This window comes from Microcoleus sp. PH2017_28_MFU_U_A (genome assembly GCF_020738035.1).
In the GTDB taxonomy this organism is placed as follows: domain Bacteria; phylum Cyanobacteriota; class Cyanobacteriia; order Cyanobacteriales; family Microcoleaceae; genus Microcoleus.
This window is the reverse complement of sequence record NZ_JAEQCX010000096.1, coordinates 1-24,488: the sequence shown is the minus strand read 5'-3', so window position 1 is coordinate 24,488 and position 24,488 is coordinate 1. Positions and strand designations below refer to the sequence as shown.

Annotated in this window: 17 protein-coding genes; 8 read left to right on the top strand and 9 right to left on the bottom strand. The window is 45.6% G+C overall.

The genetic code is table 11. From position 1 onward, the window contains the following. Positions 1–42: 42 nt before the first annotated feature. Positions 43–1,059: a hypothetical protein gene (locus JGK14_RS23485; RefSeq protein ID WP_293317759.1), complete on the top strand. Its 1,017-nt coding sequence runs from the start codon at positions 43–45 to the stop codon at positions 1,057–1,059. Between the two features lie 672 nt (positions 1,060–1,731). Here JGK14_RS23485 and JGK14_RS23480 read toward each other — a convergent pair. Then, positions 1,732–2,298, bottom strand: a complete 567-nt coding sequence (locus JGK14_RS23480) for an RNA recognition motif domain-containing protein (protein WP_293186837.1) — start codon at positions 2,296–2,298, stop codon at positions 1,732–1,734. A gap of 933 nt (positions 2,299–3,231) precedes the next feature. Further along, positions 3,232–5,703 carry a zinc metalloprotease HtpX gene (locus JGK14_RS23475; RefSeq protein ID WP_325315549.1) on the bottom strand — a complete coding sequence of 824 codons (2,472 nt, stop codon included), beginning with the start codon at positions 5,701–5,703 and terminating at the stop codon, positions 3,232–3,234. A gap of 455 nt (positions 5,704–6,158) precedes the next feature. Here JGK14_RS23475 and JGK14_RS23470 point away from each other — a divergent pair, with 455 nt between their 5' ends. Continuing rightward, the gene (locus tag JGK14_RS23470; protein ID WP_293193450.1) at positions 6,159–6,365 is read left to right on the top strand and encodes a hypothetical protein; all 207 of its coding nucleotides are present in this window, start codon (positions 6,159–6,161) and stop codon (positions 6,363–6,365) included. Between the two features lie 112 nt (positions 6,366–6,477). Here the strand turns inward: JGK14_RS23470 and JGK14_RS23465 are convergent, their stop codons facing one another. Next, complete coding sequence (locus JGK14_RS23465; protein ID WP_325315548.1) at positions 6,478–7,128, bottom strand: alanine--tRNA ligase-related protein; 651 nt, start codon at positions 7,126–7,128, stop codon at positions 6,478–6,480. Positions 7,129–7,168: 40 nt separating this feature from the next. Then, entirely contained in the window at positions 7,169–7,993 is an 825-nt protein-coding gene (locus JGK14_RS23460) for a 2OG-Fe(II) oxygenase (protein ID WP_293313530.1), read from the bottom strand. 450 nt (positions 7,994–8,443) lie between these two features. On the opposite strand from JGK14_RS23460, the gene JGK14_RS23455 reads away from it, so the two are divergent. Then, the gene (locus JGK14_RS23455; RefSeq protein ID WP_325315547.1) at positions 8,444–10,840 is read left to right on the top strand and encodes a tetratricopeptide repeat protein; all 2,397 of its coding nucleotides are present in this window, start codon (positions 8,444–8,446) and stop codon (positions 10,838–10,840) included. Positions 10,841–11,050: 210 nt separating this feature from the next. On the opposite strand, the gene rph is transcribed toward JGK14_RS23455, so the two are convergent. Both rph and JGK14_RS23445 read right to left on the bottom strand, forming a co-directional pair. Continuing rightward, a complete protein-coding gene (gene rph / locus JGK14_RS23450) occupies positions 11,051–11,767 on the bottom strand; it encodes a ribonuclease PH (RefSeq protein WP_293220253.1) in 717 nt (238 codons plus the stop codon). 312 nt (positions 11,768–12,079) lie between these two features. Continuing rightward, positions 12,080–12,631, bottom strand: a complete 552-nt coding sequence (locus JGK14_RS23445) for an adenylate kinase family protein (protein WP_293208792.1) — start codon at positions 12,629–12,631, stop codon at positions 12,080–12,082. 354 nt (positions 12,632–12,985) lie between these two features. Between JGK14_RS23445 and JGK14_RS23440 the strand changes: the two genes are divergently transcribed. Next, positions 12,986–13,513, top strand: a complete 528-nt coding sequence (locus JGK14_RS23440; protein WP_293186826.1) for a P-loop NTPase family protein — start codon at positions 12,986–12,988, stop codon at positions 13,511–13,513. Positions 13,514–13,908: 395 nt separating this feature from the next. Here JGK14_RS23440 and JGK14_RS23435 read toward each other — a convergent pair whose 3' ends face one another. The 3 genes from JGK14_RS23435 to JGK14_RS23425 form a co-directional block, all read right to left on the bottom strand. After that, positions 13,909–14,088, bottom strand: coding sequence for a hypothetical protein (locus JGK14_RS23435; protein ID WP_293148649.1), 180 nt, complete (start codon positions 14,086–14,088; stop codon positions 13,909–13,911). A gap of 623 nt (positions 14,089–14,711) precedes the next feature. After that, the gene (locus JGK14_RS23430) at positions 14,712–14,861 is read right to left on the bottom strand and encodes a hypothetical protein (RefSeq protein ID WP_293184773.1); all 150 of its coding nucleotides are present in this window, start codon (positions 14,859–14,861) and stop codon (positions 14,712–14,714) included. Positions 14,862–14,891: 30 nt separating this feature from the next. Next, positions 14,892–16,391, bottom strand: a complete 1,500-nt coding sequence (locus JGK14_RS23425) for a GUN4 domain-containing protein (protein WP_325315546.1) — start codon at positions 16,389–16,391, stop codon at positions 14,892–14,894. Positions 16,392–17,005: 614 nt separating this feature from the next. Between JGK14_RS23425 and JGK14_RS23420 the strand changes: the two genes are divergently transcribed. From JGK14_RS23420 to rppA, 4 genes are all read left to right on the top strand, one after another. After that, the gene (locus tag JGK14_RS23420) at positions 17,006–18,457 is read left to right on the top strand and encodes a hypothetical protein (protein WP_325315545.1); all 1,452 of its coding nucleotides are present in this window, start codon (positions 17,006–17,008) and stop codon (positions 18,455–18,457) included. 1,076 nt (positions 18,458–19,533) lie between these two features. Then, on the top strand, positions 19,534–20,166 hold the full coding sequence (locus JGK14_RS23415; protein WP_325315544.1) for a hypothetical protein: 633 nt from the start codon (positions 19,534–19,536) through the stop codon (positions 20,164–20,166). Positions 20,167–20,269: 103 nt separating this feature from the next. Continuing rightward, positions 20,270–23,419 (top strand): efflux RND transporter permease subunit, encoded by a 3,150-nt coding sequence (locus JGK14_RS23410; RefSeq protein WP_325315543.1) that lies wholly within the window; start codon positions 20,270–20,272, stop codon positions 23,417–23,419. After that, positions 23,416–24,204, top strand: coding sequence for a two-component system response regulator RppA (rppA, locus tag JGK14_RS23405; protein ID WP_325315542.1), 789 nt, complete (start codon positions 23,416–23,418; stop codon positions 24,202–24,204). Before JGK14_RS23410 ends, rppA begins: the two co-directional genes overlap by 4 nt. The last annotated feature ends 284 nt before the right edge of the window (positions 24,205–24,488 follow it).

The window sequence follows — 24,488 nt, the reverse complement described above, 5'->3', positions numbered from 1 at the left end:
CAGGCCAAACGTAAAACTAAACTCTTTAGCCAAGCAAAAACCATGAGCAACTTTACTAAAATATTCAAGTCAAAAGATAAATCCTCAATCACCTTGAGTTTAGAGGAATCCGTCGCGGCCATCGCACTTGTCGCAGCGGAGGCTAATTCCCCTGACGCCGATGCAGATATCTTAGAAAGCATACTTTGGGATTCAGAAATATTTGCTGAATTCTCGGAAGATGATATGTCAGAAATGTTTCAACATTTGGCAAATATTATCGCGGAAGATGGTTTGGGAGGATTATTTAATACCGCCCATGAATCACTTCCAAATGAGGTGGTTTTGGATACTTTTGCCATTGTCGTAGCAATGTTTGTCGTAGATGATGAAGTGTCGAAAAAGCACCGGGATTTTCTCAAGGAATTTCAAGAAGTATTAGGTGTAGACGATGAGGAAGCCGAAGAAATTATCGGGGATGTAATTGCTGCATACTCCCACCTAGAAATCGAAGAGGCTGATTTCGATTTAGAAGAGGAGCCGTTGTACCTGTCTGCTAAACGCAATTTTACTGTCTCAATTCCAGTTGACAAGCAACGAGGCGGTAGGATTGATGATGGAGAAGGCTATGTTGCATTTTCTGATGACTTTGGTGTTTTGCTGAAAATTGATTATTTCCAGACGGCTAGCGAAGTGGAAAAATTAATCGAGTCAGCGGGCGAATGGGCTTATCTTACTTCGTTTCTTAACAAGTTTATTGACGATCAAATTCTCGCTAAATTTGCTGATTCTAAGTTGCTCTACACTGAATATTTAGAAGATGAAGAAGCTTATTTTGCAGTGGTCGATTTACCGGGGAGTGCAACTCTCAGCGTGCAAGAAAAAGATGCCGCAGCTACTAAAGTGGATGCTTACCGGGGATTTATGGCTTTTATAGTTGACGATTTTTGCTACACGGTAAGTTGTCAGCGAGTTTATCAGGCTAAGGATGAATTGGGTTCTCTTGAGTCGGAGGTTGAGGGCGTTATGAACAAGATTTTTGACTTTATTGAGACGATCGAATTTTCTGAGGGCGAATAAACATGATTTATAGCGGATTGAGGGAAAGATTAAGTATTGATGAATCAATCGCTCAATCGCTCAATCAAAAATTTCTGTAGGGTGCGTCGCCAGGAGATTTGCGCTTGAATGCTAAAGATTTACCGAGGCGACACACCCGAAGAAACTTCTAGATATTAGAGTAGAGGTTTTTTGCATTGACACTCTCAGCGCTCTTCGCGACTGAGATTCTTAAGAAATTTCGTTCTTAATATCCCTATTGCTAGGGTTCCTGGGCGCAATCCTATTGCCAAAAAATGGCGGGCTGCTATCCTTGCCTTTGGGCAAGCTCCTCAAGCGTTTAAGGGGCTCGGGCCCTTGGTAACGCGAGAGTCCCCGCGTACCTTTAATATATGGTAGGCATTTGCTTCCCAGGTTTACACCTGTGTATCCATCCCAATAAGAGAGTGTAACGGCAAAAGACCTTTTTACACTGCTAAAAATGTTAAGAATTAAGAAAAATTCACGGCGGTTAAAACCGCCCGTGCCACTTTCATCTCAGGTCTAAAGACTCAGAGTTTTCCGCTTGCCGAACTTTTTTTATAAAATAGTGCGATCGAGAATTCGGCTGTTTTGACCAATTCTCGATCGCACTTCCAACTCAAATCACTCAACCGCAGTCGAGAGATAGCAGCAATTAGTGGGCCCTTGCGACTAATTAGTAGTCTGAGCTTCCACCAATCTTTGCTTGAGTTCTTCCAAAGCGCTCGCCCAGCGCGGATCTGGCTGCACCGAACCGGAATCAGCACTCGAAACCGTTGTTGTTGACTGATTGCGGCGAGACTTGTTGTTATCACCGCGACGGCGATTGCTTTTGCTAGAACCGCCACCTCCACCTTGGGTAGGAGGAGCCGAGCGCTGCTGTTGCTGCGGTGCAGGGACTGGCTGCGACGGCGACGATGATGCCAACTGCGGGGCAGCAGGCGATGATGACTGTTGCTGATCGTCTTCGCCCTTCTCAGATTTACCCTTAGAGCGGGGTAAGGCCTTCTCTATTTTCAGGGGGTTTTCTTTGAACATCAAGCCGTTGTATTTCTCAATAACTTGATCTGCTTGTTCGTCGGTTAGCACCGTCACAAAGCCAAATCCTCTGCATTTACCAGTTTTGCGATCTGTAATTACCTTTGTGGTAACAGATTCGCCTTCGGGTGCAAAAACTTCTTGCAATTCTAGGCGATCGAGTTCCTTCGGTAGATTACCAACATAAAGACGAATAGACATGAAAAATTCCTCCAGATTGGGATTTTAATTAGTTTGCTCGAACAAAATTACCTGAAGTCAAATCAATATTGACCGCAGGGAAACACCGCATAACCACAGAATTTGCACATTCCTCCCACCAACCTTGACAGCTCCCCCCACCTTTTAGAACAAAAAGATGATTTACTCTGATCGTGCCGGAACTGAACCGCCAATGCAGAGAGCTTTTAAATCTCAGGTTGTTGTGTAAACTTTTAGTCATCACTCAAATGTTTAGGCTATTGGCTGTTCTGTATTACTTGCTTCCGGTTTTGATTCAGAATGTTTATAGCCAGCGCCGTGTAGAAATTTATGTCCAAGGATGTCAATTGCGAGCGATCGGAATGCCAGTATTCAGTCTAATACAGTGAGGGAGAAAATCGCTAACATTTTTTCAGCCAGTAATCTTACCTCACTTCTAATCTCGCTCCTAATGTTGAGGACTACTCATTTACCCGGTATCCCTCAAATCGGGCCCGGCAGCGTCCGACCATTCTTTAAAGGTATCACAGCCTTGGTAACAGAGCTAGTTATTTAGCAAGATTTCATGCTGTATTGAACGAAAACCGTATCTGAATCACTTTTCTGAATTCATTCCGCAGAGCTAAATTCGCTGTCGAAAAAAAACAGCCGACAGGCGGCTGGCTGAACTTGCTGTGTTGGGAGGTTGACAATTTTTACGCAATGCCTTATCGATTTTAGCCAATTGAAGTTATTGCGCTATTTGGTTCAATCCGATTCATGTAAACAAATGTAACAGAGTGTTGGCAAAAAAGCAACTTTTCTTTACGAAGGGTTGACAGTTGACAGTTGTCCGGCTGGGGGTTGTCCGTCACATTCCATAAAGGTACGTTGTTGCGCTTCAGCGCTCTTTCATATAGACAAGAGCGCTGAAGCGCAACAACGTACCTTGTCTCATCTTCCGCCTTGGATAATGATGTACGCGCCCCAAACAGCAGCAGCAAAGGCCAAAATCGCAGACCAAATCGGATGTCCGCTGTCACTAACGAGTCCTTCTTGACTGCGGAGAGTTTCTAGGTCGATCGCCACAGTAGCACCCCGACGCAACCAACCAGTCGCCACAACCGGTTTTCCGATCAAATCACTGGGGCGAGTCGTCTGTTTGAGCAACAATGGGTACAAAGAGCCGATCGGGCCAATCATCGAAACATAGTGCAACCTCACCAAACCCGTCGCCGTTTGCAAAATCAAATCCTGTCCCAGCCAATTGTCAATACCAGGTCTACCCAAAAGTTGCCCGGAAAGGCGCACAGGTTGAGCATCTAGCGGTAGAGTTTTCGAGTTTGACAAAATTTCTAGTAAACTTGGTGAAGTGGTTTCTCGTGGCGTAATGTCGGGGAAAAAATAGTTAATCCGCATCAAAGTACCGAGACAAAATCCGATCGGCAAACAGCCCCAAAGAATCGATCGATCGCCCAAAAGCCAATCCAATTGCCAAATACTCGTCTTGGAAAACAGCCAGCTAACCATCCACAGCAGTGCAACAATCCCCAGACTCATCGGAATCCCAAAAAACGGCGCACCTTGTAAAAATAGTTTTGAGTCTTTAAATTCGAGTATGGATTTAAACAGAGATAATTTTCCTGTTTTGGGTTTTTCCGGCGACAGACTCGCCAAATCTAACTCAGTCTCCAGTTTCCAGAATTGAGCGTAGAGTTCCAACAGCTTGAAACGCTCTCCCATCAAAGGATGCGTGCTGTTAATTGTCAACCAAATGCGTTCTCGATTGGTGACATCCCAGAGCAAAATCTGTTTTAGGGGCGCGCGTAATGCAGCACTACCAAAGGTTACAGCTTGTGCGACGCCGACGGGTAACAACAAATCGAAACTTTCGAGGAAAAAGCTAGTTTGTTTTTGCTGTTCAATATTTGCAGCAATGCCGATCGCAATTTTAGTTAGTGCTCGCGTCAAACCGTTGGGATTGCCGGTAATTTCTGCGGAAGTGCGATCGCTAAAATATACTCTACGGCGCGACAACCACAACATCGGCCAACGCAGTAATTTATAAATTCCGTAACTGGTAGCAGAAATTGCGGCGGTGACAACTCTCACAGTACGACGCAAAAAGTCGATCGTCATTAAATCGCACAACCGCTCGCCCCAGTATGCAGTCTGCCAATATATAAGGTAAGGAATCTGAAGCACCAACATCGCCAGCGACATCGGCGCAAAATCCCAGTGAGAAATATGCGCCAACTCCCGCGCGAAAATAGTGGCAATTTCATCATCCGTCAATTGATCTAACAGCCCTTGACTGACAGCAATCCGAGCAAAACGGGGCAAACAGCCGTAACTGAAAGCTACAGGAACATTGAGCGGTAAGAGTTTCAGTACAGGCGTTGGCATATTTTGCTTGGTGCCAAAACTGCGGAGTACGCGCGTCGCTTCCTTGCTGTGCTTGGATAAAACTGAGCCGCGCAGGGTTTCGATACCGCAAAAAAGTTTTAGCAGGGCGTCTGTCAGCCAGGGAGAAGACGCCAAAAGCAATCCGAAAAGAATCTGGAGGAAGAAAGTTGGATCTCGGTAAAAAAGCTGAATTGGCTGAAAAATTGGCAATCTAGTAAATATGTAAAGCTGAACTAATAGAGCATTGATGTTTGTCAGCAGGAATTGTAGGACTAATCGGGCTAGAAAAAATAGGGCGATCGCACTTCCAACTGCTTCGATCCGAAAATTCAGCAATTTTAGCGGTTTGAGGGGGCGCGGACTTTTGGTGCGCCCCGCTTGGCGCCAAGTAAGTTCGTAGGTATCTGGGGTGGCGAATCCGGGGATATCTGTTGGGGAACCGGAACTGTTTTCGCCGCTAGTTTCTGTATCGGTTGCGGTTGTTGTAGGGGCGGTGTCCCCGTGCTCGCCCTCTTGTGTCGGGTGAATCGGCGGTTTGGGGGGTGGAGGTGGCGGTGAAATATGTGTGGATTTGGTGTTTGCTGGGGCGTTAGTCGGCTCTAAGGGTGAAAATCCGGTTTTTTTGTCTGCGGTTGGTCGAGCGCCCTTAAGCGTTTCCTTCCGCGATTCCGTTGCTGAATCAAAGGCGACAAAGCCGGTTTCTGGGGGAGTTTCTGGGGGTTTTGGGGGGGTTAATTCTTTTAAAGTGCGATCGGCCCAGGTTTTGATTTGGGTGTTGGGGATGTTGGTGAGGGAAGTGCAAAGGGCGATCGCGCTTTTGAGATTTCCGGTTGCTTTGTATGCCACGACTAATCCCATTTGGGCGCGGATTCCGGGCGGTTGATTTGCTGCGGTTTGGCTGACGGATTCCAAAAGGGCGATCGCGCTTTGGTAATCCTTTTGTTTCAAAGCAGCTAACCCAGCCTCTAGAGACTGTTTCAGAGATGAATCCGCCGAATTTTGATTGTTTGGAGATGCCATAACTGTGATTGCGATCGCGTCTTGTCTAAGATAACCTCACCCGAAGGCAATTCGGCAACTATCAATCTACGGGATGTCACGGATCTTGAGGGAAGATGGCCGAGGTATCCAATGAACATATTTTCCTTAAAACGAGTGGGATGGGCTTCTAGCCCGTCCCGTATTTTCCTTAAAACAATGAGTGGGATGGGCTTCTAGCCCGTCCCAAATCTAAAAAATAAATACAGTATAATTTATCAAATCAGGCTTAAATACTTTTATTTCTTCAGTCCGCGAAGGCGGACTTTGTTCGTGTAGTCGCGATTTCAAAAGAGACTGTTGGCGAATCAAGAAAGGGTTTCACCCATCACCCCTCAAAAAGGTGTTTCTGGACTAAATATCTAATTGACCATGTAGCTGTTAACTACAAATAGCGAACGCAAATACTGACTTCCAGAGGTGAGGGGTGACGCCCCATGAATTCGCCAACAGTCTCTGGTGATAGGGAAATTGATATTTTTTCAGCTTGCATTATCTTAGCAATTGGTAATTACAAAGATTCTTTATTAAGAATCGCACAATACCCACAAAAAGTCGATCGCGATCGCAGAAACTGGGTTTTTTATAGTCGCGTGGAGCCTGAGAAACCGGGTTTCTTTGGAAAATCTCATGAGGATGCGTAAATTATCGTAGAAACCCGGTTTCTTGGATGGTGGGGCGATCGCATGGGCTAGAATGAGTCAAATGTGTCGATCGCACTTTCACAGAGCTGGCAATGCCAACCCTACGTTTTCTCTAATTTGCTACAGAGTAGCTAACTCTGAGGACTCCTTTCTGGGATTTAATTTTAGTCACTTCTACTTCTCTCAACCTGCCAAGAGACTTAGGATGTGTTCCACCACATGAAACAGCAGGAAAATTTCCGATCGCAATCTTGCGACTGCCGTAAGGATCGCCCTTGACTTGTACAGGTAGATTTTCAATGATTGCCTCTGCCAGATCGGATTTCAAGCTTTCTTGAACCTTCTCAATGGGTGGTAAATTTCCTGAAAATTCAACTCGTGATTGTCCTGGCCAATGATGCCCTCCTGTTGCTTGCAAATCGGGGAAACTTTTCTCAATTAATGCTGCAATCAAATGACCTGCAACATGGTGATTGGAATGAATCAAACGATTGTTGATATCGATTGAAATATTTACCTCCTGCCCAACTTCGAGATTTCCGAAATCTGAAACGTAATGATCGACATAGTTATCAGAATGAGAGGCATGAGTGACAAGAACATTGTCAATCAACCCAATGTCAGATTTTTGTCCGCCCCCTTGAGCGTGAAAAATAGTTCGATCGAGGCGAATAATCCGTTGCTCGCCATTAATCAATTCAACAATCTTTGCAGTTGCTTCCGAAAGGTCTGAGTCTTCTAGGTACAGCTTAAGAGTGGTCACAATGAAAACCTCTAAATTAAAGTGTAAAAAACAGTAGTCATTAGCTCCAGTAAGAGAGCGGACAATTGAAAGAACGAAAACCAATAAAGCAAGAGCTACTCAAGCGTCCGCCAACACCAACACGCGATACCGAATGAAGATACCGCGAGTTAAACAGTATTAGATCGCCAATCTCTGGTTGAATTTCAAGCTTAGGAGGGCCAATCTTTTCAGGGTCAAATCCGTAGGCGTCTTCACGACGGCAATGTGATAAATTTTCGGGAAGCATAGAAGCATCCCATAATAACAAGCGACCTCCTGACTCTGGCATATTGAGGTAAACGTTTGCCGCAAGCTGAATCCGAATTTCTCTTGCGCGTGGATTGAAATTGGAATCCTCTTGAATATTGTCATTGTGAGGGAAAATGTAAGACCCTTCTTTAAGAAGACGAGTCAAGCCGACAAACATAGGTAAACCATCAATATTTTCGAGATGTGCTCCGGCGGGCCACACTTCGTCTAAGTTAAGTCGCAGTCGATCGATTGGTGAATAGTAAGGATCGAAAATTTCTCGAATTTCTCGAATGTTGTATCCAGCTTGGGCGTAGTATTGCTGCCAATGTACTGGGTCGTTGTGTGTTTCGTAATAGGAAAGACGATCGCGACCAATCTCTGCCGCACCAACAGTTGAATAGACTCCCATTCGTTCTTCACTAGACAACCGTTCTTGAACTCGTTGACAGAAAATCTCAGGATAGTAATGACGAACTCGAATAGCAAGCAATTGACCTTTTATGAGAGATAGAATTGCCTCAGAGTTAAGCACTGTTTCTAAATTTAAAAAACCATCTTCACCTGTCTTTGTTTCTGTAGTTTGTGCCAGCATGACCAGATTCCTTTAAGAAGTGTATAGTTTGGATTGGTTTGAGCCTAAGTGTTAGATACAAGAATTGCGGGGAGTAAGAACTTTGCTGTTAACAAAGTTTCTTGCTCGATTACGTTCTACGATATAGACTTATTTTTTAATGAGCTAGTCTTTTTTGTATCAACTTTCAAGAACACTATTAATACTTTCCGATCGCCCTATTAACACTTTGAATACAAAAAAAATATGTTGAGATACCTAATATCCGCAATTGATAAGGGTTGTGGTCTTGTTAGAGATCGGGTGACTAGCTAAAAAGCGCATGAGTCTTTTTTGAACTAAAAAGTATCATTTGGTGTTTCGTTGCCATGAAGCGATCGCACAAAGGTCAAACTTGTTTTACCAAAAACCTTGTAATGGCAACTGTTTTGACGCTACACTAAACCAACGTTAAAAAGTATCTTTTGGTATATGGCCGACGATCGCACAGCAATGGTCAATTGGGTCAAAAAAGCTTTGTCAGCTTTTCAAAATCGTCCTTTAACTGATGCCCAGTGCAGTCTGATCGATCAGTTTTTGCAGGGCAAGACGATCGAGAATGCTGCGAAGGATAGCGGTTACAGTGTCATCCATGCCAAACGAGTCAGCGCGGACATCGGTGAGGCGATCGCCCTGGAAATGGGAGAATCGAAGCGAGTCAATAAGTCCTCCTGGTTGCCGAAGATCCGGGACTACTTGCAACAGCATCCAGAGTCCGATGCTGTAGAATATGAAGGGCCGATCGCACATCCCTCAATACCCAACCAGAATTTCGTGGGACGCGCAGAGGCGATCGCCTCCCTCAACACCCATATCAACCAAGGCGCAAAAATCATCGTCATCCAAGCTACCGGCGGTGTCGGCAAAACCACATTGGCCCACGAATATCTCAACTCTCAGGGTTTTGACTTAGTGCTAGACCTCCCAATGGCCAAGGAAAAAGATAATATTCAACTTGTAGATAGTGTAATTGAAGGATGGCTGAAACAAGACTTTGATGAAGAACCAGGGCGAGAGTTTTGGGAGATGTTGCGGCGGCTAAAGCGGCAACTTCAAACTCGCAAAATAGGCGTGTTAATTGATAACTTAGAACCCGCACTAGATGGACAAGGCAGATTTATTGAACCCCATCGCCGCTATGTTGAATTATTGCGAGTTTTGGCCGATCCAACAGTGCAGTCTGTGACGCTGATAACCAGCCGTGTTCGTCTGTGCGAATCTGATGTAAATGTTGCTCACTATTTACTGCCGGGATTGGATGAGCAAGCGTGGCAGCAATTTTTTATGAGTCGCCATATTAATATAGATATTCCCACACTGAACGCGATGCACAAAGCTTATGCAGGAAATGCTAAAGCAATGGGTATCCTCTGCGGTGCAATTCTAGAAGATTTTGATGGAGATATGGTAGCTTATTGGCGCAATAATAGTGGCTATCTGTTGGTTAAGGCTGATTTAGAAAACTTAGTAACCAGTCAGTTTGATCGCCTGCAAGAACTTAACTCAGAAGCCTATCGACTTCTCTGCCGTTTGGGATGCTATCGCTATCAGGATGTGCCGACTGTCCCGACTGAGGGATTATTGTGTTTGTTGTGGGATGTGCCAGAACCACAGCGCAGACGGGTGATTGAATGTTTGCGAAATCGCTCTTTGGTAGAGTTTAATAATGGAGAATATTGGTTGCATCCGATGATTCGGGAAGAGGCGATCGCACGTTTGAGAGCAAGTGAAGATTGGGAAGATGCAAATCGCAAAGCAGCAGAGTTTTGGACGGACAGTGTTAAGACAGTTGAAACTGTAAAAGATGCACTGAGGGCTTTTGAGGCTTACCATCACTATGTAGAGATTAATGACTTTGAGAAAGCCGGCAACGTAATTGTTACAAGGAGAGGTTCTAATTGGCAGCAATACGGAGAAGTTCTGGGACTTTCCTTTTATAGGTTAGGTTTGTTACAACCCATGATTTACTCAATTAATTTAATTATTGATCGGGTTATAAATGCCTTTACACTTGGAATTTTGTATAATTTATTGGGTGATTTATACTGGCTCATTGGAAGTATAAAGGCAGCAATAGAATTTCAATCATTATCATTAAATACAGTAGAAAAAAGCCTTTTACATATGAAAATTACTGATTCAAGATATGTTGAGATGCAAAGGCTGAAAATATGGTCTTTATTTAATACGGGTCTTTGTAAAATTGACTTAGGAGAAATTGAAGCAGCTATCATTATTTTTAAGAAACTAGAATTAAGCGTTAATGTAAATAACGCTCACGAAAATGGTGTATACAAAAATATAAAAGATTTTTTATATTGTTTAGCATTTTTGAACTCATGTTTAGACTTTAAAGAGATTGCTATGAGTTATACAAAACAAGCAGAAGCAATAATTTATAAAATAGATTATAGTTGTTGTAGTCAAGGATATAGCTTATTGTTTATGGGTCTAACCTATAAAAATTTAGGAGAAGTTGACAAATCTTTTGAAATGTTCCACCAAGCGATCGCATTTGCCGAAAAAACTCACTACACTCAGGTTAAAGCCAAGGCTCTAAGTGGTATGGCAGAGCTTTATCGAGAACAATCCGATTTTACAACAGCGCTTTCCCATCATTCAGAATCGATCGCACTTCTAGACAAAATCGGCGCAAAATGCGATCTAGCCGAGGCTCATTATCAGCGTGCCTTAACTCACCAAAAGATGGGTGATGCCAAGAAGAGTCAGACTCTGTTTCAAGAGGCGATTCGACTCTTCAATGAAATGGAAGCACCGAAGCAAGTTGAGAAAGTGCGACAGGCCAGAGGTAAGAGCGATGAAATTTAGTTTTGGATAGATAAATACCCTCTTAGTCCGCGGAGGCGGACTTCGTTTGTGTAGACGCGGTTTCAACCGCCGAGTCATAAAGAAGATAAATTTCCCCAGATTTAGTATCGCGCACTCCGACCAAAGAAACCGGGTTTTTACCAAATCTTTCGACTGCGACGAAGTATTCTCAAAAAAACCCGGTTTCTGGACTCCCATGCGTAATTCCTACTAAACCAAAGCCTGTCGCTGAGCCTCCAACAATTCCTGAATCCCAGTTTCTGCCAAATCCAAAATTTGATTTAACTGACTCCGACTAAAACTTCCCTCTTCCGCAGTTCCCTGAATTTCAATAATGTCCAAATCCCCATTCATCACCACATTACAATCAATTTCCGCCGCCACATCTTCCAGATAATTCAAGTCTAAAAACGGCTCGCCTTCCAAAAGTCCCACAGACACGGCCGCCACTTGGCGAATCAAAGGCGATCGCACTAAATCACCTTTTTGCACCAACTTATTCAAAGCATCAGCCACAGCCACAAACGCGCCATTGATAGAAGTCGTGCGAGTCCCAGCATCCGCTTGCAACACATCAGCATCTACAAGAATCGTTCGATCGCCCAAAAGTTCCATATCCAAGCACGATCGCAAACTCCGCCCAATCAACCGCTGAATCTCTTGAGTGCGCCCCGATAACTTCATAAACTCCCGCTCTTGTCGCTGCGGTGTAGAGCCTGGTAACATTCGGTACTCCGCCGTCAGCCAACCTTTTCCGGTATTCTCCAGAAACCTAGGCACTCCCGGCTTAATCGTAACGCTGCACAGTACCTGAGTATCGCCACTTTTTGCTAGCACCGAACCGCTAGCAAATTTGTTGAATTCGCGATCGAAACTAATCGGACGAAGTTGATTTGGTTGTCTACCGTCGGCACGTTTTATGGACATAAAATGGGAATGGGGAATTGGGAATGGGGAATTGGGAATGGGGAATTGGGAATTGGGAATTGGGAATTGGTGTCAATTTAACTTCTAAGCCAGTTACAGACTGCGGTTTAACTATTAAACCTAGATCCCCCCTAGCCCCCCTTAAGAAGGGGGGGACAGGAACCTTCTCAAAGTCCCCCTTCTTAAGGGGGATTTAGGGGGATCTAGACTGAGGTAACAACTAGATTTCTCAAGGCTTTCAGTCTTAACTTGACACTCCTTGGGCATCGGGCATTGGTTTTTTGCCAACAAATAACAAATAACAGCTAACAACTAACTATTAACCATTTTAAGAATATCCTGCTGCACTTCTTCGGGAGATCGATCGCCATTGATAGTTAACAGCTTGTTCCGATGTTCGTAATACTCTAAAATCGGAATAGTGCATTCCTCGTACAAATCGAGCCGGCGCTGCAAAATTTCTGGCTCATCGTCCGATCGATCGCGTTCGATCGATCGACTCAGCAACACCTCAGTCGGAACCTTCAACCAAACCGCCCAATCTAGCTCCTGCGCCAAATCGTCTAACAAAAAATCCAATTCCTCAGCTTGAAAAGCCGTTCGCGGATATCCCTCCAACACCCAGCCATTAAAAACATCCCACAGCAGCAGCCGGCGGCCGATAAATCGAATCAAAATTTCATCGGGAACTAACTCGCCTTTTTCCACATAAGACACGGCCAACTTGCCCAAGTCTGTCTCACCTGCGATTTCCGCACGCAGAATGTCCCCTACTGCAAGCAAAGGAATGCTCAAATTGTCGCACAATAGTTGTGCTTGAGTTCCCTTTCCCGCTCCTGGCCCTCCCAGAATCACCAATCTCACAGTGCCTGCTCCTAGTGCCACGACATTCAAATTCTATGCGATCTGTACCTTTTATTGACAATCCTGGAGCCACCAAGACTCTCATCGCCCGGGTTTTTGGATCTATAACTTCATAACTGTCGGCTTCCCTGCTATATTTCGCTAAAAAAGCAGGCTTCTGCACAAGTGCTTGCTTGAGTTCAAAATCTAATTGACGGCTCCGAATGCTACTGCCGCTAGCTTTTGACAATTTGTATATCTAGCGTTCGATCGGATCTGCGATCGGCCAAGTACACTATATATTGTTAAGCAGGCTCCAGCCACGTGCAGCTCGGAGCAGCAGTCAAGACTTAGTTACTAATTAAATATTGCCCTATGGTTGCTCAGTTACAAACCCCTAAACTCAATTTGACCCACAGCTTGCCCTACACAGTTAAAGGGCTGGTGCAAGTTTTTACAGGCCCGCACCGCTGCTTTTTTACAAATGTTATGGCTCAAGCCCTGAGAATTGCAGGACAGGGATCTCCGGTGTTGGCAGTGCAGTTCCTCAAAGGGGGAATCAATCAAGGGCATCAACATCCCGTGCGACTCGGGCAAAATTTAGATTGGGTGCGGTGCGATTTGCCCCGCTGCATTGAGAATGCGGATTTAGATGAGATCGAAACGCGATCGATCGCACAATTGTGGGAGTACGTTCAAAATGCGGTGCTCTCCGGCAGTTACGCCTTAGTTATTCTCGACGAGTTGAGTTTGGCGGTCAATTTAGGTTTGATTCGGGAGACAGAAGTGCTCGCATTGATTGACAACAAGCCGCACGATTTGGATATTATTTTGACTGGGCCCTCGATGCCGCCAGCAATTTTGGATGTTGCCGACCAAGTTACTGAAATTCGTCGCAGTTAACGACAATAAACAAGATTGCCTGAGTCTTTTTAATCAAAATTTCGGACGGGCGGGACGCCCATTCCACAAGCAAAAAAATTGTGTGTGGGATGGGCGTCTCGCCCGTCTTAGGTATTTTTGCAATATATCTAATGATTTTAGTTGCGATCGCCCGCGCGTGCGATCGCAATTTTTATGTATTTTTTTATGTAAATTTTTATTAGCTCAAAAAAAGAGGCGACCGCTGAGTTCGCGCGAGCGATCGCACGCTACTAAACTAAGGAATAGAAATTAAATAATTTACACATATTTGTGGGATGGGCGTCCCGCCCGTCTTTCCGGGACGGGCGGGACGCCCATCCCACAAGAACAATCAAAAATGTAAGTTATTTAATTTTCATTCCTAAGCAGCAATATTACGCTGGAACTACCGGATCGAACACAACAGTTAACCGGTCGGCCGGAACCATCCGCTTCAGAATTTGCAAGTGACCGTCTGCATCAGACCAACTACGAAACTGACCCACAACCACCTTTTCCACATTCGGAAGCGATCGAACTACAGTCCACGGCTTGAGACGTTTTTCTTGCAACATAATAGAGAAATCTCCTGCATAAATTAGAGCCAAAGCCCGCCCTAATACTTTTCTACGGGTAAGGACTGATCTGTTGGTTCGTAAACTTGCCCTTCTCTCAAAACATATCACAAGAAAAATGGTTTCGCACTATATCTGATTTTCGGTTTTTTTCTATAGCCTTTCCCAAAAAAGTGAGGTACGTTGTTGGGCTTGGGCCCTCTTGATTTAGTGGTCATATAAGCTGTCAGTCATACCTCATCTTTTTGAGAAAGGCTATACCTAATTTCTACACAACATATCGCCAAGCTATACTCAGCAGCTACCTAGATCGATCGCCTGTAGGTAAGTCCAGGGAAGAAACCAAGAACGCGAAAGAATTTGATGCTTTTGCGCCATTGATTGAAATATACAATTCCCATTCGGCACAGATTCTTAAAAAATGAAATAAAAATTTGTTAACTCTTTAAATAATTACCAGAAATAATTGGTTAAAAGCCTCTCCGTTTTAGCGATAAATTAAGATCAGACTATTCATTACTCCAATCCTCTTCCTTCCAGGTAAAGGCTGCCCTCAACTGTCCCAGGTCAACTGTCCCAGGTCAACTGTCCCAGGTCAACTGTCAACTGAATGAACACCTTTGTCATGATTCGCCTCTTTTTTCCCTGTTGACCGTTCTTCCTTCTTCCGACTTCCATCCGACTAAATCCTTTACATCCGTTACATCCGTTACATCCGTCGAGCGAATCCGTTGCCGAACTTCCCTCTTCCGACTTCCATCCGTTACATCCATTACAGCATCCGTTGCCGAACTTCCCTCTTCCTACAAATCTCGCCGCGACAGCAGAAACCAGATCCCACCCAAGCCCAAAACACCACACAAAACCCCACCTTCCCACCCAAAAACAGTCCCTCCCGGCAAATGTCCCGGCAAAGCCTTAGAAGTAAAATTCAGTTCAGAATAGTATACCCACTGACCGTTAACTCGCCAGCCCACTCGATCGCCAAACTTCTCCCAAACATCAGCATCATAAACACCAGCCTTTCCCCCCGACTTGACCCAAAAACCCTTTTGTACAGAAAAACCGAACCTCCGGTGGCTGTGTCGCACCCAAAGTTGGTCAATCGTCTGCAAATCCTTAGCGGGAAACTTCCTAATATCTTCCTCACTCAAATAACCCCTCGAAACTTGCTGCATCACTTCCAGCATTTTCACAGAAGTTTCCTCATCAGCACCACGCCAATTTTTAGCAGCCAGCAGCCTTTCCAACTGAGAATAATCAATCCCTTTTTCCGACTCTAAATTCACAGAAACAATCGGATTTTTAGTTACAGGTTGAGTCGGCAAAGAAGGACTAAGAACAGTTGCCTGCTGCAACTTAGAATCTGGTGGAACAACAACAGCAGCAGGTTTTAAAATCTCAAAAACTTCCAGAGAAGACTTGTAGCGGTCTTTGACATATTCCTGAATCAACTTATCCAAAATCTGACCTAGATCCTGGCTAATTTTTGTTCCTTTCGGCAAAGCCTCCCTCCAAAGCCAGCGACCTTCGAGCGGGTCGTAAAGGTCATCGTGAATGTCCCCGTAGATATCCAAATAAGGCATCACAGAAGTCAGCAAGCGAATGCAAGTCACCCCCAAACTATAAAGGTCACTAGCAGGAACAGCCCTACCGTGCCGCTGTTCTAGCGCCGCATAACCCGGAGTTCCCAACTTAGTGCCCGTTTTGGTTGGAGCATCAGTTACTACCTGTTTGGAAACCCCAAAATCTATCAGCACCAACTTGCGATCGCGATTGCGGCGGATCACATTCTCAGGCTTAATATCCCGGTGAATCACATTGCGCTCGTGAACAAAATTCAGCAAAGGCAACAAATCTAATAGCAGTTCCCTAGTTTTAAGTTCGCTATAAGCACCGTACTTTTCTAACTCATCCTTTAAATTATTCCCATCAATAAACTCCTGCACCAAATACAAACGCCCATCTTCCTCAAAATAAGAAATTAGCTGAGGAATTTGTGGGTGCTTCAGTTCGTAAAGCCGCCTTGCCTCTTGTTCAAACAGTCGGACATACTTTTTAAAATGAGCCGGCTTCCGCTGAAATTCCTGCGGCGGCGACAACTGTTTGATAACGCAAAGTTCCTCAAATTTTCCATGATTGACAGCTCGAAAAGTCCTGCCAAATCCTCCATCGCGCAGCGGTTCGGTTGCTGCATAAAGGTCTTTTAGCAACAGCTTGGAACCACAATTAAGACAATACTTTGTGCCTGGTGGGTTCTGACGCTTGTCTTTTGGGCAATCGAGATTAAGGCAGTATGTCATATATTAAAAAAATGCGAACAAAATTATACTCAGGGTGTCATTTTATTCAAGAGTCCGATCGCTAGCTGGTTTTTGTGGAGGCGAGAACCCGAACCTTACGGAGGTTGCAGCCACCCTCGCACTTGCTCGGAAGCGCTCTCGCCAGACTGCCCCTGAGCAAGTATACCTCTCTTGAGGGTTTGACCTCAAACTCGAAGTCCAAATCTAACCTTAAACTGCGATCGGTGCAAGAGATTTGATTTCGCGGTCAAACAGCCAGCAGATTAAACAAAAATAGTAATTTATTACCAGACCAGTTAGCTCTGCAACGCCGAAAAAAAACTTAGGATTCTGCCTGAGATATAATTTTATTGCCAGAGAGAAGCAGACTAACGGGAGCTGCTGCTACCGTCAAGTTCGATCGACCTTAATATTTTACAAGTATAAAATTTTACTCAACCCGGCAAAATCAACAATCCCAAACTACCTAAATTTCCCCTGGTTCAAATAAATACTAGCTTACCCGATCGCAATCCGATCGCAACCCGACAGTTAGCCAGTTTAAGCTGTTTCCTTTTTTCCAGCTATTACCAGTTACAGTTATTTCGCTCCGTCTACTTATTTAGGAAATGCCAGTGACACCAAAACTACAGCCATCTCTAACTGAAAACTCCCGTAAAGAATCACCCAAAGTACCCTGGTTCGAGCGGTTCATTGCACTGGTCGCACTAGGAAATTTAAGCCTAGTATTATTTGATATAACTTATGTTCCCGCCCGAAATTTCTACTTCCGGCAACTACCGGTTCTCACCCAAATATACGACCCATTCAAAGGAATTCAACCCCACCGAGACACCCAGAAATATCTAGAAACCTTAGAAGAATTAAAAAAACAAGTAGTGCAAACAGGCTTGCCATCTCCTCAAGTAGCAGCCAAATTGCAGGAAATAAACACTCTGAGCGCGAACATGATCGACGAAGATCCGTTTCGAGTAGCATCAAAAAGTGGGTCCTTAGAAAAAATTAAAGACCGGATGCGCGATCGCACGCCGAATCCGCAGCAATCAGCAAAACAATCATTCAAAACATTCTGGAGCCAAGAGTATTTAAACAAACAAGGCTGGCAACAAGAAATCACTTGGTTTGACGCCAAAATCAAGCCGTTAATCGCCACCAACTATTACCGCACGATCGGAGAAAATGGGGAATTTACAGACAACTTCTGGCAAATCGACCTGCCATTTATTGCCATATTTGCGATCGAATTTCTAGCCCGCACCTACTTCATCAGCCGCCGCCACCGCAGTGTCAGTTGGCGGCAAGCCATGCTCTGGCGGTGGTACGACATCTTTTTGTTCCTCCCCTTCTGGCGCCTGTTGCGAGTATTACCCGTCACCATTCGCATCCACCAAGCCAAAATGCCCGATCTCCAACCCATACGCGCCCAAATCAGCCGAGGTTTTGTCGCCAACTTCGCGCAAGAATTGACAGAAGTAGTAGTAATTCAGCTCATCAATCAGATGCAACAATCAATTACCAGTGGCGAACTAGCAAAACAACTTTTCCAAACTCAAAAACAGCGATATTTAGACATTAATAATATCAACGAAATAGAAGCAATCGCCAGCCGTTTAGTCCAAGTAACCGTTTACAAAGTCCTGCCTCAACTCCAGCCAGATTTAGAAGATCTACTCCGGTACAATATAGAAATATTTCTCAAACAATCCCCAATTTATCAAGGCTTCCAGCAAGTACCCGGACTCGGAAACCTTCCCGCACAGCTAGCTTCACAATTAGTTGCAGAACTGTCAAAATTAGCCACCCTCGGCCCGCAAAATGCCTACGAAGCCTTCAAAATCGCTAGCGAAGATCCTCAAGGCATCCAACTCTCAAACCAGCTCGTCCAACATTTCGCACAAGCTTTAGGAAGCGAACTCCAACAGCAGCAAACTTGGCAAGAAATACAACTATTGCTGTGCGACTTCTTAGAAGAGTTTAAAATCAACTACATTCAGCGGTTGAGCGAAGAAGACTTCGAGAAAATCCTCGAACAAGCCAAACAACTGCAACAGATAGCTCCGCGTTAGGTTGAAATTTCAATTTTACAAACGCTGCAACACTTTAATTATCGAATCGTTTGTAATTTCGGCTAATAGTTTGCCATCAGGACTGACGACTAAACGACTCATTTGCTCTGGCTCTGGATCCAAAACTGCTTCTAGCTCGGCTGTTTGTAGATTCCATACTGTCAGTCCCTTCGGCGTACTACCAATTATAAAATCACGACTGAGGGTTATACTAAATGGTCTAAATATCTCACGAGAAAAGCTTTTTTTGCCTTGATTTTTCCTGTTTTTAAATCCGATAAGCTGTTACGCATTTAAACCACTAACTATCCCGATCCGGGTGCGTCACTCGTGAACACTGACTATACATGGGAAACGCCTGAAAACTGACGCACCCTACAATACCATTTTAAATGCGTAACAGCTTATTTGCAGATCGAAAGATCTTTTTCCTGTTTTTTTGATACTAACTAGGGCTTGCTGAATAAAAGTAGAAAGTTTGCCAGATAAGGGGTTTAAGCTTTTTTTGCTTGAAAAAGTGCAAGTTATAGGATTATAGAGGCTCAAAACCCTTGCAATGAAAGTTGTTAGTTTCTGGCTCAATTTGGGAATGCAAGCAATAAACCTACTATTTTTTAAGCTGTGTAGCCTCGTTTTTCCACTACGTACACTTTTTCAGCAAGCCCTAACTAGGGTCTGCCCATCTGGACTAATGTCATCAAAATGGGTGCGAAGGAGTGAAAAATTGCAATAGGGAGACTTGACTGCATCATGGGAACAGTACATCCGTCTGTGTTGAACAAAAGGGAAGACTTCCCAAGGATCATCTCCCAGAAGAATTAGAGTGGTGGCTGCCAGAATCCATAAGGCTATGCGTTTCCAGTTCCCGGACTTGAAAATTTTCATTAGGTTTCTCCATAACTTCAGAAGCGAACCGTAAATTCTGAGACTTAGCCTCAAATTTTCATCAAATTTTTATTTGGGCCTGACATTCTAGCTGGAGAAGGTTCACAACTTGCGGGGTGAGGAATAGATTGCTCTTGGGAGGAGTGGCTGTTTCATCACACCGGTTTGCTAAATGTCAGGAGGAAATTTTTATGCTATCGAAATCATTGCAGTTAAATTCGTTATCGATCGCCCGCTACGGGTCTAGTTTTGTTTTGGGATTAATGTTGTGTACGGCTTCGGCTCCGGTGCTAGCCCACGTTGGGCATAACAGCGAGTTTGCAGGTGGCGATGCGGCTAAGATTATGCAGCCGATCGAAGTTGATGCGAATAAGGCCGCTGCATTGGGAATTAAGACAGAGGCAGTTGCCCCTACTGCCGATGGAGGTATTCTGAAAGTTCCCAGCACCAGCTTAGTTGATGCCAACGGGCAAAAGCTCGTCTACATCCAGGAAGGAGCGACGTACAAACCGATCTCAGTTCAGATTGGTAGCGACTCTGGAGATGTGGTGGAAATTAAAGAAGGCAATCTAGTTTCGGGAAATCAGATTGTAACGCAGGGGGCAACGCTTTTGTACTCCGAGGCATTGCGAGGTAAACCGCAAGCAGAAGCGCAGGCATCGCCTGCTACATCACAAGCACAAACGCAAGCATCACCCGCTACATCACAAACAGCAGAAGCGCAGCCGGCTCAAGGAGCGTCACCTTTGATCTGGGTAGCAGGCGCAGGAGTGTTACTGGTGGGTGGATTCGCCGTTTTTGGCTTAAAAGGTCAGGGCAAGTAGAGATTCAAAAACCAAGATTTTTGGTTGTTGTCGATCGCGACGGAGTAAAACTCTTTACTCCGTCTCCTAAAAGCTTGCCTAACGCTATCCAAATTTCATTTTTATGTTAAACGTCATCCCCAAATGGTCTATTGCTCAACGATGGTTAGTGGTGTTCGGGGCGATCGCCCTAACCATCTTGAGCCTACATACAGTAAGTCGAATGCCCCTCGACGTATTGCCCAACTTTGCGCCACCTCAAGTAGAAGTACAAACCGAAGCCCCCGGTCTTGCACCGGAAGCAGTAGAATCCTTGGTGACGTTACCACTAGAAAGTGCAGTCAACGGCACGCCAGGAGTTGAAGTCGTCCGTACATCGTCAGCCGTAGGAATTTCTGTATTGCGGGTGGTGTTTAAATGGGGCACCGACCCCTATCAAGCTCGTCAACTCGTGGCAGAGCGATTGCAGGACGCGCAAGACCGATTACCCGAAGGGATCGGTACACCGCAGATATCGCCCTTAGCTCCCCCCATCGGGACGGTGATTCAGTATGCGTTCACGTCTGACACTACATCAATCATGGAAGTGCGACGTTTGGTGGATGGCAAAATCAACAATCGCTTGCTAGCAGTTCCGGGCGTATCGCAAGTGCTAGTCTACGGCGGAGACGTGCAGCAGTTTCAAGTCATTGCTAATCCAGAAAAACTTAAGGCGTTGAAGGTTTCTCTTCAGGAAGTCGTCAAGGCGGCAAACGAAGCAAATGCTAAAACCGCCGGTGGATTGTTGATTGACCCCGATCGCGAATTGGTGATTCGGGGACAGGGACAAATCCAGACGATCGCAGATTTGCAAAAAGCAGTCGTCAAGGTGCAGGAAGGAAAAACCATTCTACTGCGGGATGTGGCAGAGGTGAAGATTGGAGCTGCACTAGCGCGAGGCGATGCCAGTTGGAATACTAAACGCGCTGTGGTAGTGATGGTGAACAAGCAACCGTTGGTAGATAGTCCCACCGTCACCAAAGCCATCATCCAGGCGATGGAGGAAATTAAACCGGGTTTACCCAAGGATGTGAAGGCAAACGTCACTTTCCGGCAAGATGCCTACATTGACGCATCGGTTGGTAATGTGCGATCGGCTTTGATCGAAGGCAGTTTGATTGTCGCAGCCATCCTGATTCCGTTTCTGATGAACTGGCGGACTCTCTCCGTCTGTTTGCTGGATTTCTTTCTCTCGCTGCTGTTGTCACTTTTGGTGTGTTCCTGGATCGGGCTGGAACTCAACACTATGACCCTTGGCGGATTGGTAGTGGCGATCGGGACAGCAGTGGATGATGCGATCGTCTACTGCGAAAATACCTACCGTCGCTTGCGGGAAAATCGCCTCTCGCCAAATCCCAAACCACCAATGGATGTGATTTTTGAGGGTTCTCAGGAGGTGCGGGAGTCGCTGATTGGAGCCACGTTAATTGGGATTATCGTCTTTTCACCGATTTTCACACTTTCTGGCGTGGAAGGGCGCATCTTCACCCCAATGGGCATTGCCTACTTGGTGGTAGTAGTCATCTCCAGCCTGGAATCGCTGATTGTTTCGCCTGCACTGTGTGCCATTCTGTTGCCCCACAGACGGATGCAGACGACAGAACCCTTCCTAGCACTGTTTTCCAAGCGAGTTTACCATCCGTTGCTACAGTGGGCGATGCGTCGCTCTACCTTGATTTTGGGATTGGCTACAGTATCAATGGTAGCGTCGATGCTGATTGTGCCGACATTAGGACGAGATTTTCTGCCAACGTTCCAGGAACGATCGCTTATGAATGCGATCGCCCTTTATCCCGGTTCTTCATTGGAAGCAACCAATCGCGTCGGGTTAGCGATTCAAACTGCGCTGAAGGATGACCCAAGGTTTGAATCTGTACAACTGCGATCGGGCCGTGCTCCAGGCGACCCAGATGCGGCATCGGTGAACTTGGCACACTTGGACGTGGAACTAAGTGAAGAGGCGATGAAAAACCGTCCTGCGGCGATTCAAGCTTTGCGGGAAGTATTGGGTCAGTTTCCGGGAGTTGCCGGCAATGTCGGCGGATTTATCAGTCACCGGATGGATGAAGTGTTGTCGGGGGTGAGAAGTGCGATCGCGATTAAAGTATTTGGCAACGACTTACAAGAACTCCGTCGCATTGGAGAACAAATCGAAACGACAATGAAGGACGTGAAGGGATTGGTAGACCTTCAGCTTGAGCCCCAAATTCCGATCCGTCAAGTACAAATTCAATTTAACCGAGATGCAGCCGCCCGCTATGGATTGACGATCGCCCAATTGTCAGATTTCACCGAAACAGCCCTGAATGGACGAGTGGTTTGTCAAGTGCCCGATGGTCAACAGTTGGTCGATGTCCTGGTTTGGGTCAACGAATCTGCCCGTCGCAATCTCAACACGATTCGCAACCTGCAAGTTAATACTCCAACTGGTCAAATCATCCCGCTTTCGGAAGTGGCAAAGGTTGACTTTGGCAAGGGCCCGAACACGATTAATCGGGAAAACGTCTCTCGTTTAATTGTGGTTTCAGCCAACGTACAGGGACGCGATGTTGGTTCGGTTGTTGATGATATTCGCGCCAAAGTTAAGCAATCGGTGCAACTGCCCCAAGGCTACTATATTCAGTACGGCGGACAGTATGAGTCGGAACAACGGGCTGCTCAAAACTTCCTAATTTTCGGAATATTAGCGGTGGTGGCGATCGCAGTATTGATGTACTTCACGGTAAAATCCGTTCCGGCGATGCTGATGGTGATGGTCAATTTACCATTGGCACTGGTTGGCGGTGTCATCTCAGTGCTGCTAACGGGTGGCGTTCTCTCTGTTCCTTCAATGGTCGGCTTTGTGACCTTGTTTGGTGTGGCGACGCGCAATGGATTGCTGCTGGTAGACAACTACAACACCAAACTTGCCGAAGGAATGCCACTTTCGGAAGTAATTGTAGAAGGTTCGATGGAACGGTTGCTGGCGATTCTGATGACAGCACTCACCTCGGCATTGGGGATGATTCCCTTGGTTTTAAGCGGTGGTGCCGGTAAGGAATTGTTGCAACCATTGGCGATCGTTGTCCTCGGCGGACTCTTTACCTCAACCGCTCTCACTCTACTGGTTCTACCTGCATTGTATGCTCGATTTGGCAAGTTTCTGATCCCTAAACGGATGATGAAAGTGCCCGATCTGAGAAACTACAACGTGGAGCAGACACCAAGGAAAGAGGACGAGGTAGCGCTAAAATGAGAATTCTGCTGGCGGAAGACGAACCCGATTTGGGTGCGATCGTGCAACGCACCTTGAGCCGCGAAAAGTACCTGGTGGATTGGGTACAGGATGGTACGACTGCTTGGAACTATCTGGAAGACCAATGGACAGAGTACACGATCGCCATTTTTGACTGGTTGCTACCGGGAACTTCTGGGCTAGAACTGTGCCAACGTTTGCGCCGGCAGAATAATCCTTTACCTGTTTTGATGTTGACTGCAAAAGATCGCACGGAGGATATGGTGGCTGGGCTGGATGCTGGGGCTGATGACTATCTGATGAAACCGTTCGTTAAAGCGGAGTTGTTAGCCCGGTTGCGGGCACTCCAGCGACGGGGACGGAGTTTGTCGCCGGAACAGTCGCCCCATTTTAATTCTGACCAACTTGAGGCGGGGCGATTGCTGCTTAACTATACTAAATCAACCATCTCCACTACCGATGACGGGGAACAACAAACGGTGATTCCTCTGACGGCTAATGAGTTTCGGTTACTGGAATATTTCATGCAGCACCCGAATCAAATCCTCACGCGCGATCGACTTTTGAATCGTTTGTGGGACGTGGATGCTGACCCGATGAGCAATGTAGTTGCTGCCAGAATTCGTCTGTTGCGCCGCAAGCTGGCAGATTATGGGTGTGAGGGCATGATTGAAACGGTTCACGGATTCGGTTATCGAATGACAAGCCAGGAGACGGCAGTGCCGTTTCCCTACGCCAGATTAATTGTAGGGACACGGCACGTGCAGTCTCCTCATTTTGGGTAATATTAATTCCGATGCTATCGGATTTGATATATGGCAGTAGCCAAGTTGGTTAGGACACTTCTGGTCACTGAGCGGAGTCGAAGTGGACATTTCGACTACGCTCAATGACCAAAGCGCCTTGGCGGTTGCTATAGTATCAATTCCGGTTGCACCGGAATGATATAGAGGAGACTGCACGTGCCGTGTCCCTACGCCAGATTAATTGTAGGGACACGGCACGTGCAGTCTCCTCATTTTGGGTAATATTAATTCTGATGCAACCGAAAATGATACAATATGCACTC

Coding starts and splice junctions, on each gene's coding strand:
- JGK14_RS23425 (WP_325315546.1), bottom strand. CDS start 16,391: ATGACATACTGCCTTAATCTCGATTGCCCAAAAGACAAGCGTCAGAAC.
- JGK14_RS23415 (WP_325315544.1), top strand. CDS start 19,534: ATGCTATCGAAATCATTGCAGTTAAATTCGTTATCGATCGCCCGCTAC.
- JGK14_RS23435 (WP_293148649.1), bottom strand. CDS start 14,088: ATGTTGCAAGAAAAACGTCTCAAGCCGTGGACTGTAGTTCGATCGCTT.
- JGK14_RS23475 (WP_325315549.1), bottom strand. CDS start 5,703: ATGGCATCTCCAAACAATCAAAATTCGGCGGATTCATCTCTGAAACAG.
- JGK14_RS23410 (WP_325315543.1), top strand. CDS start 20,270: ATGTTAAACGTCATCCCCAAATGGTCTATTGCTCAACGATGGTTAGTG.
- JGK14_RS23455 (WP_325315547.1), top strand. CDS start 8,444: ATGGCCGACGATCGCACAGCAATGGTCAATTGGGTCAAAAAAGCTTTG.
- JGK14_RS23440 (WP_293186826.1), top strand. CDS start 12,986: ATGGTTGCTCAGTTACAAACCCCTAAACTCAATTTGACCCACAGCTTG.
- JGK14_RS23470 (WP_293193450.1), top strand. CDS start 6,159: ATGAATTCGCCAACAGTCTCTGGTGATAGGGAAATTGATATTTTTTCA.
- rph (WP_293220253.1), bottom strand. CDS start 11,767: ATGTCCATAAAACGTGCCGACGGTAGACAACCAAATCAACTTCGTCCG.
- JGK14_RS23485 (WP_293317759.1), top strand. CDS start 43: ATGAGCAACTTTACTAAAATATTCAAGTCAAAAGATAAATCCTCAATC.
- JGK14_RS23480 (WP_293186837.1), bottom strand. CDS start 2,298: ATGTCTATTCGTCTTTATGTTGGTAATCTACCGAAGGAACTCGATCGC.
- JGK14_RS23460 (WP_293313530.1), bottom strand. CDS start 7,993: ATGCTGGCACAAACTACAGAAACAAAGACAGGTGAAGATGGTTTTTTA.
- JGK14_RS23430 (WP_293184773.1), bottom strand. CDS start 14,861: ATGGATGTAACGGATGGAAGTCGGAAGAGGGAAGTTCGGCAACGGATT.
- rppA (WP_325315542.1), top strand. CDS start 23,416: ATGAGAATTCTGCTGGCGGAAGACGAACCCGATTTGGGTGCGATCGTG.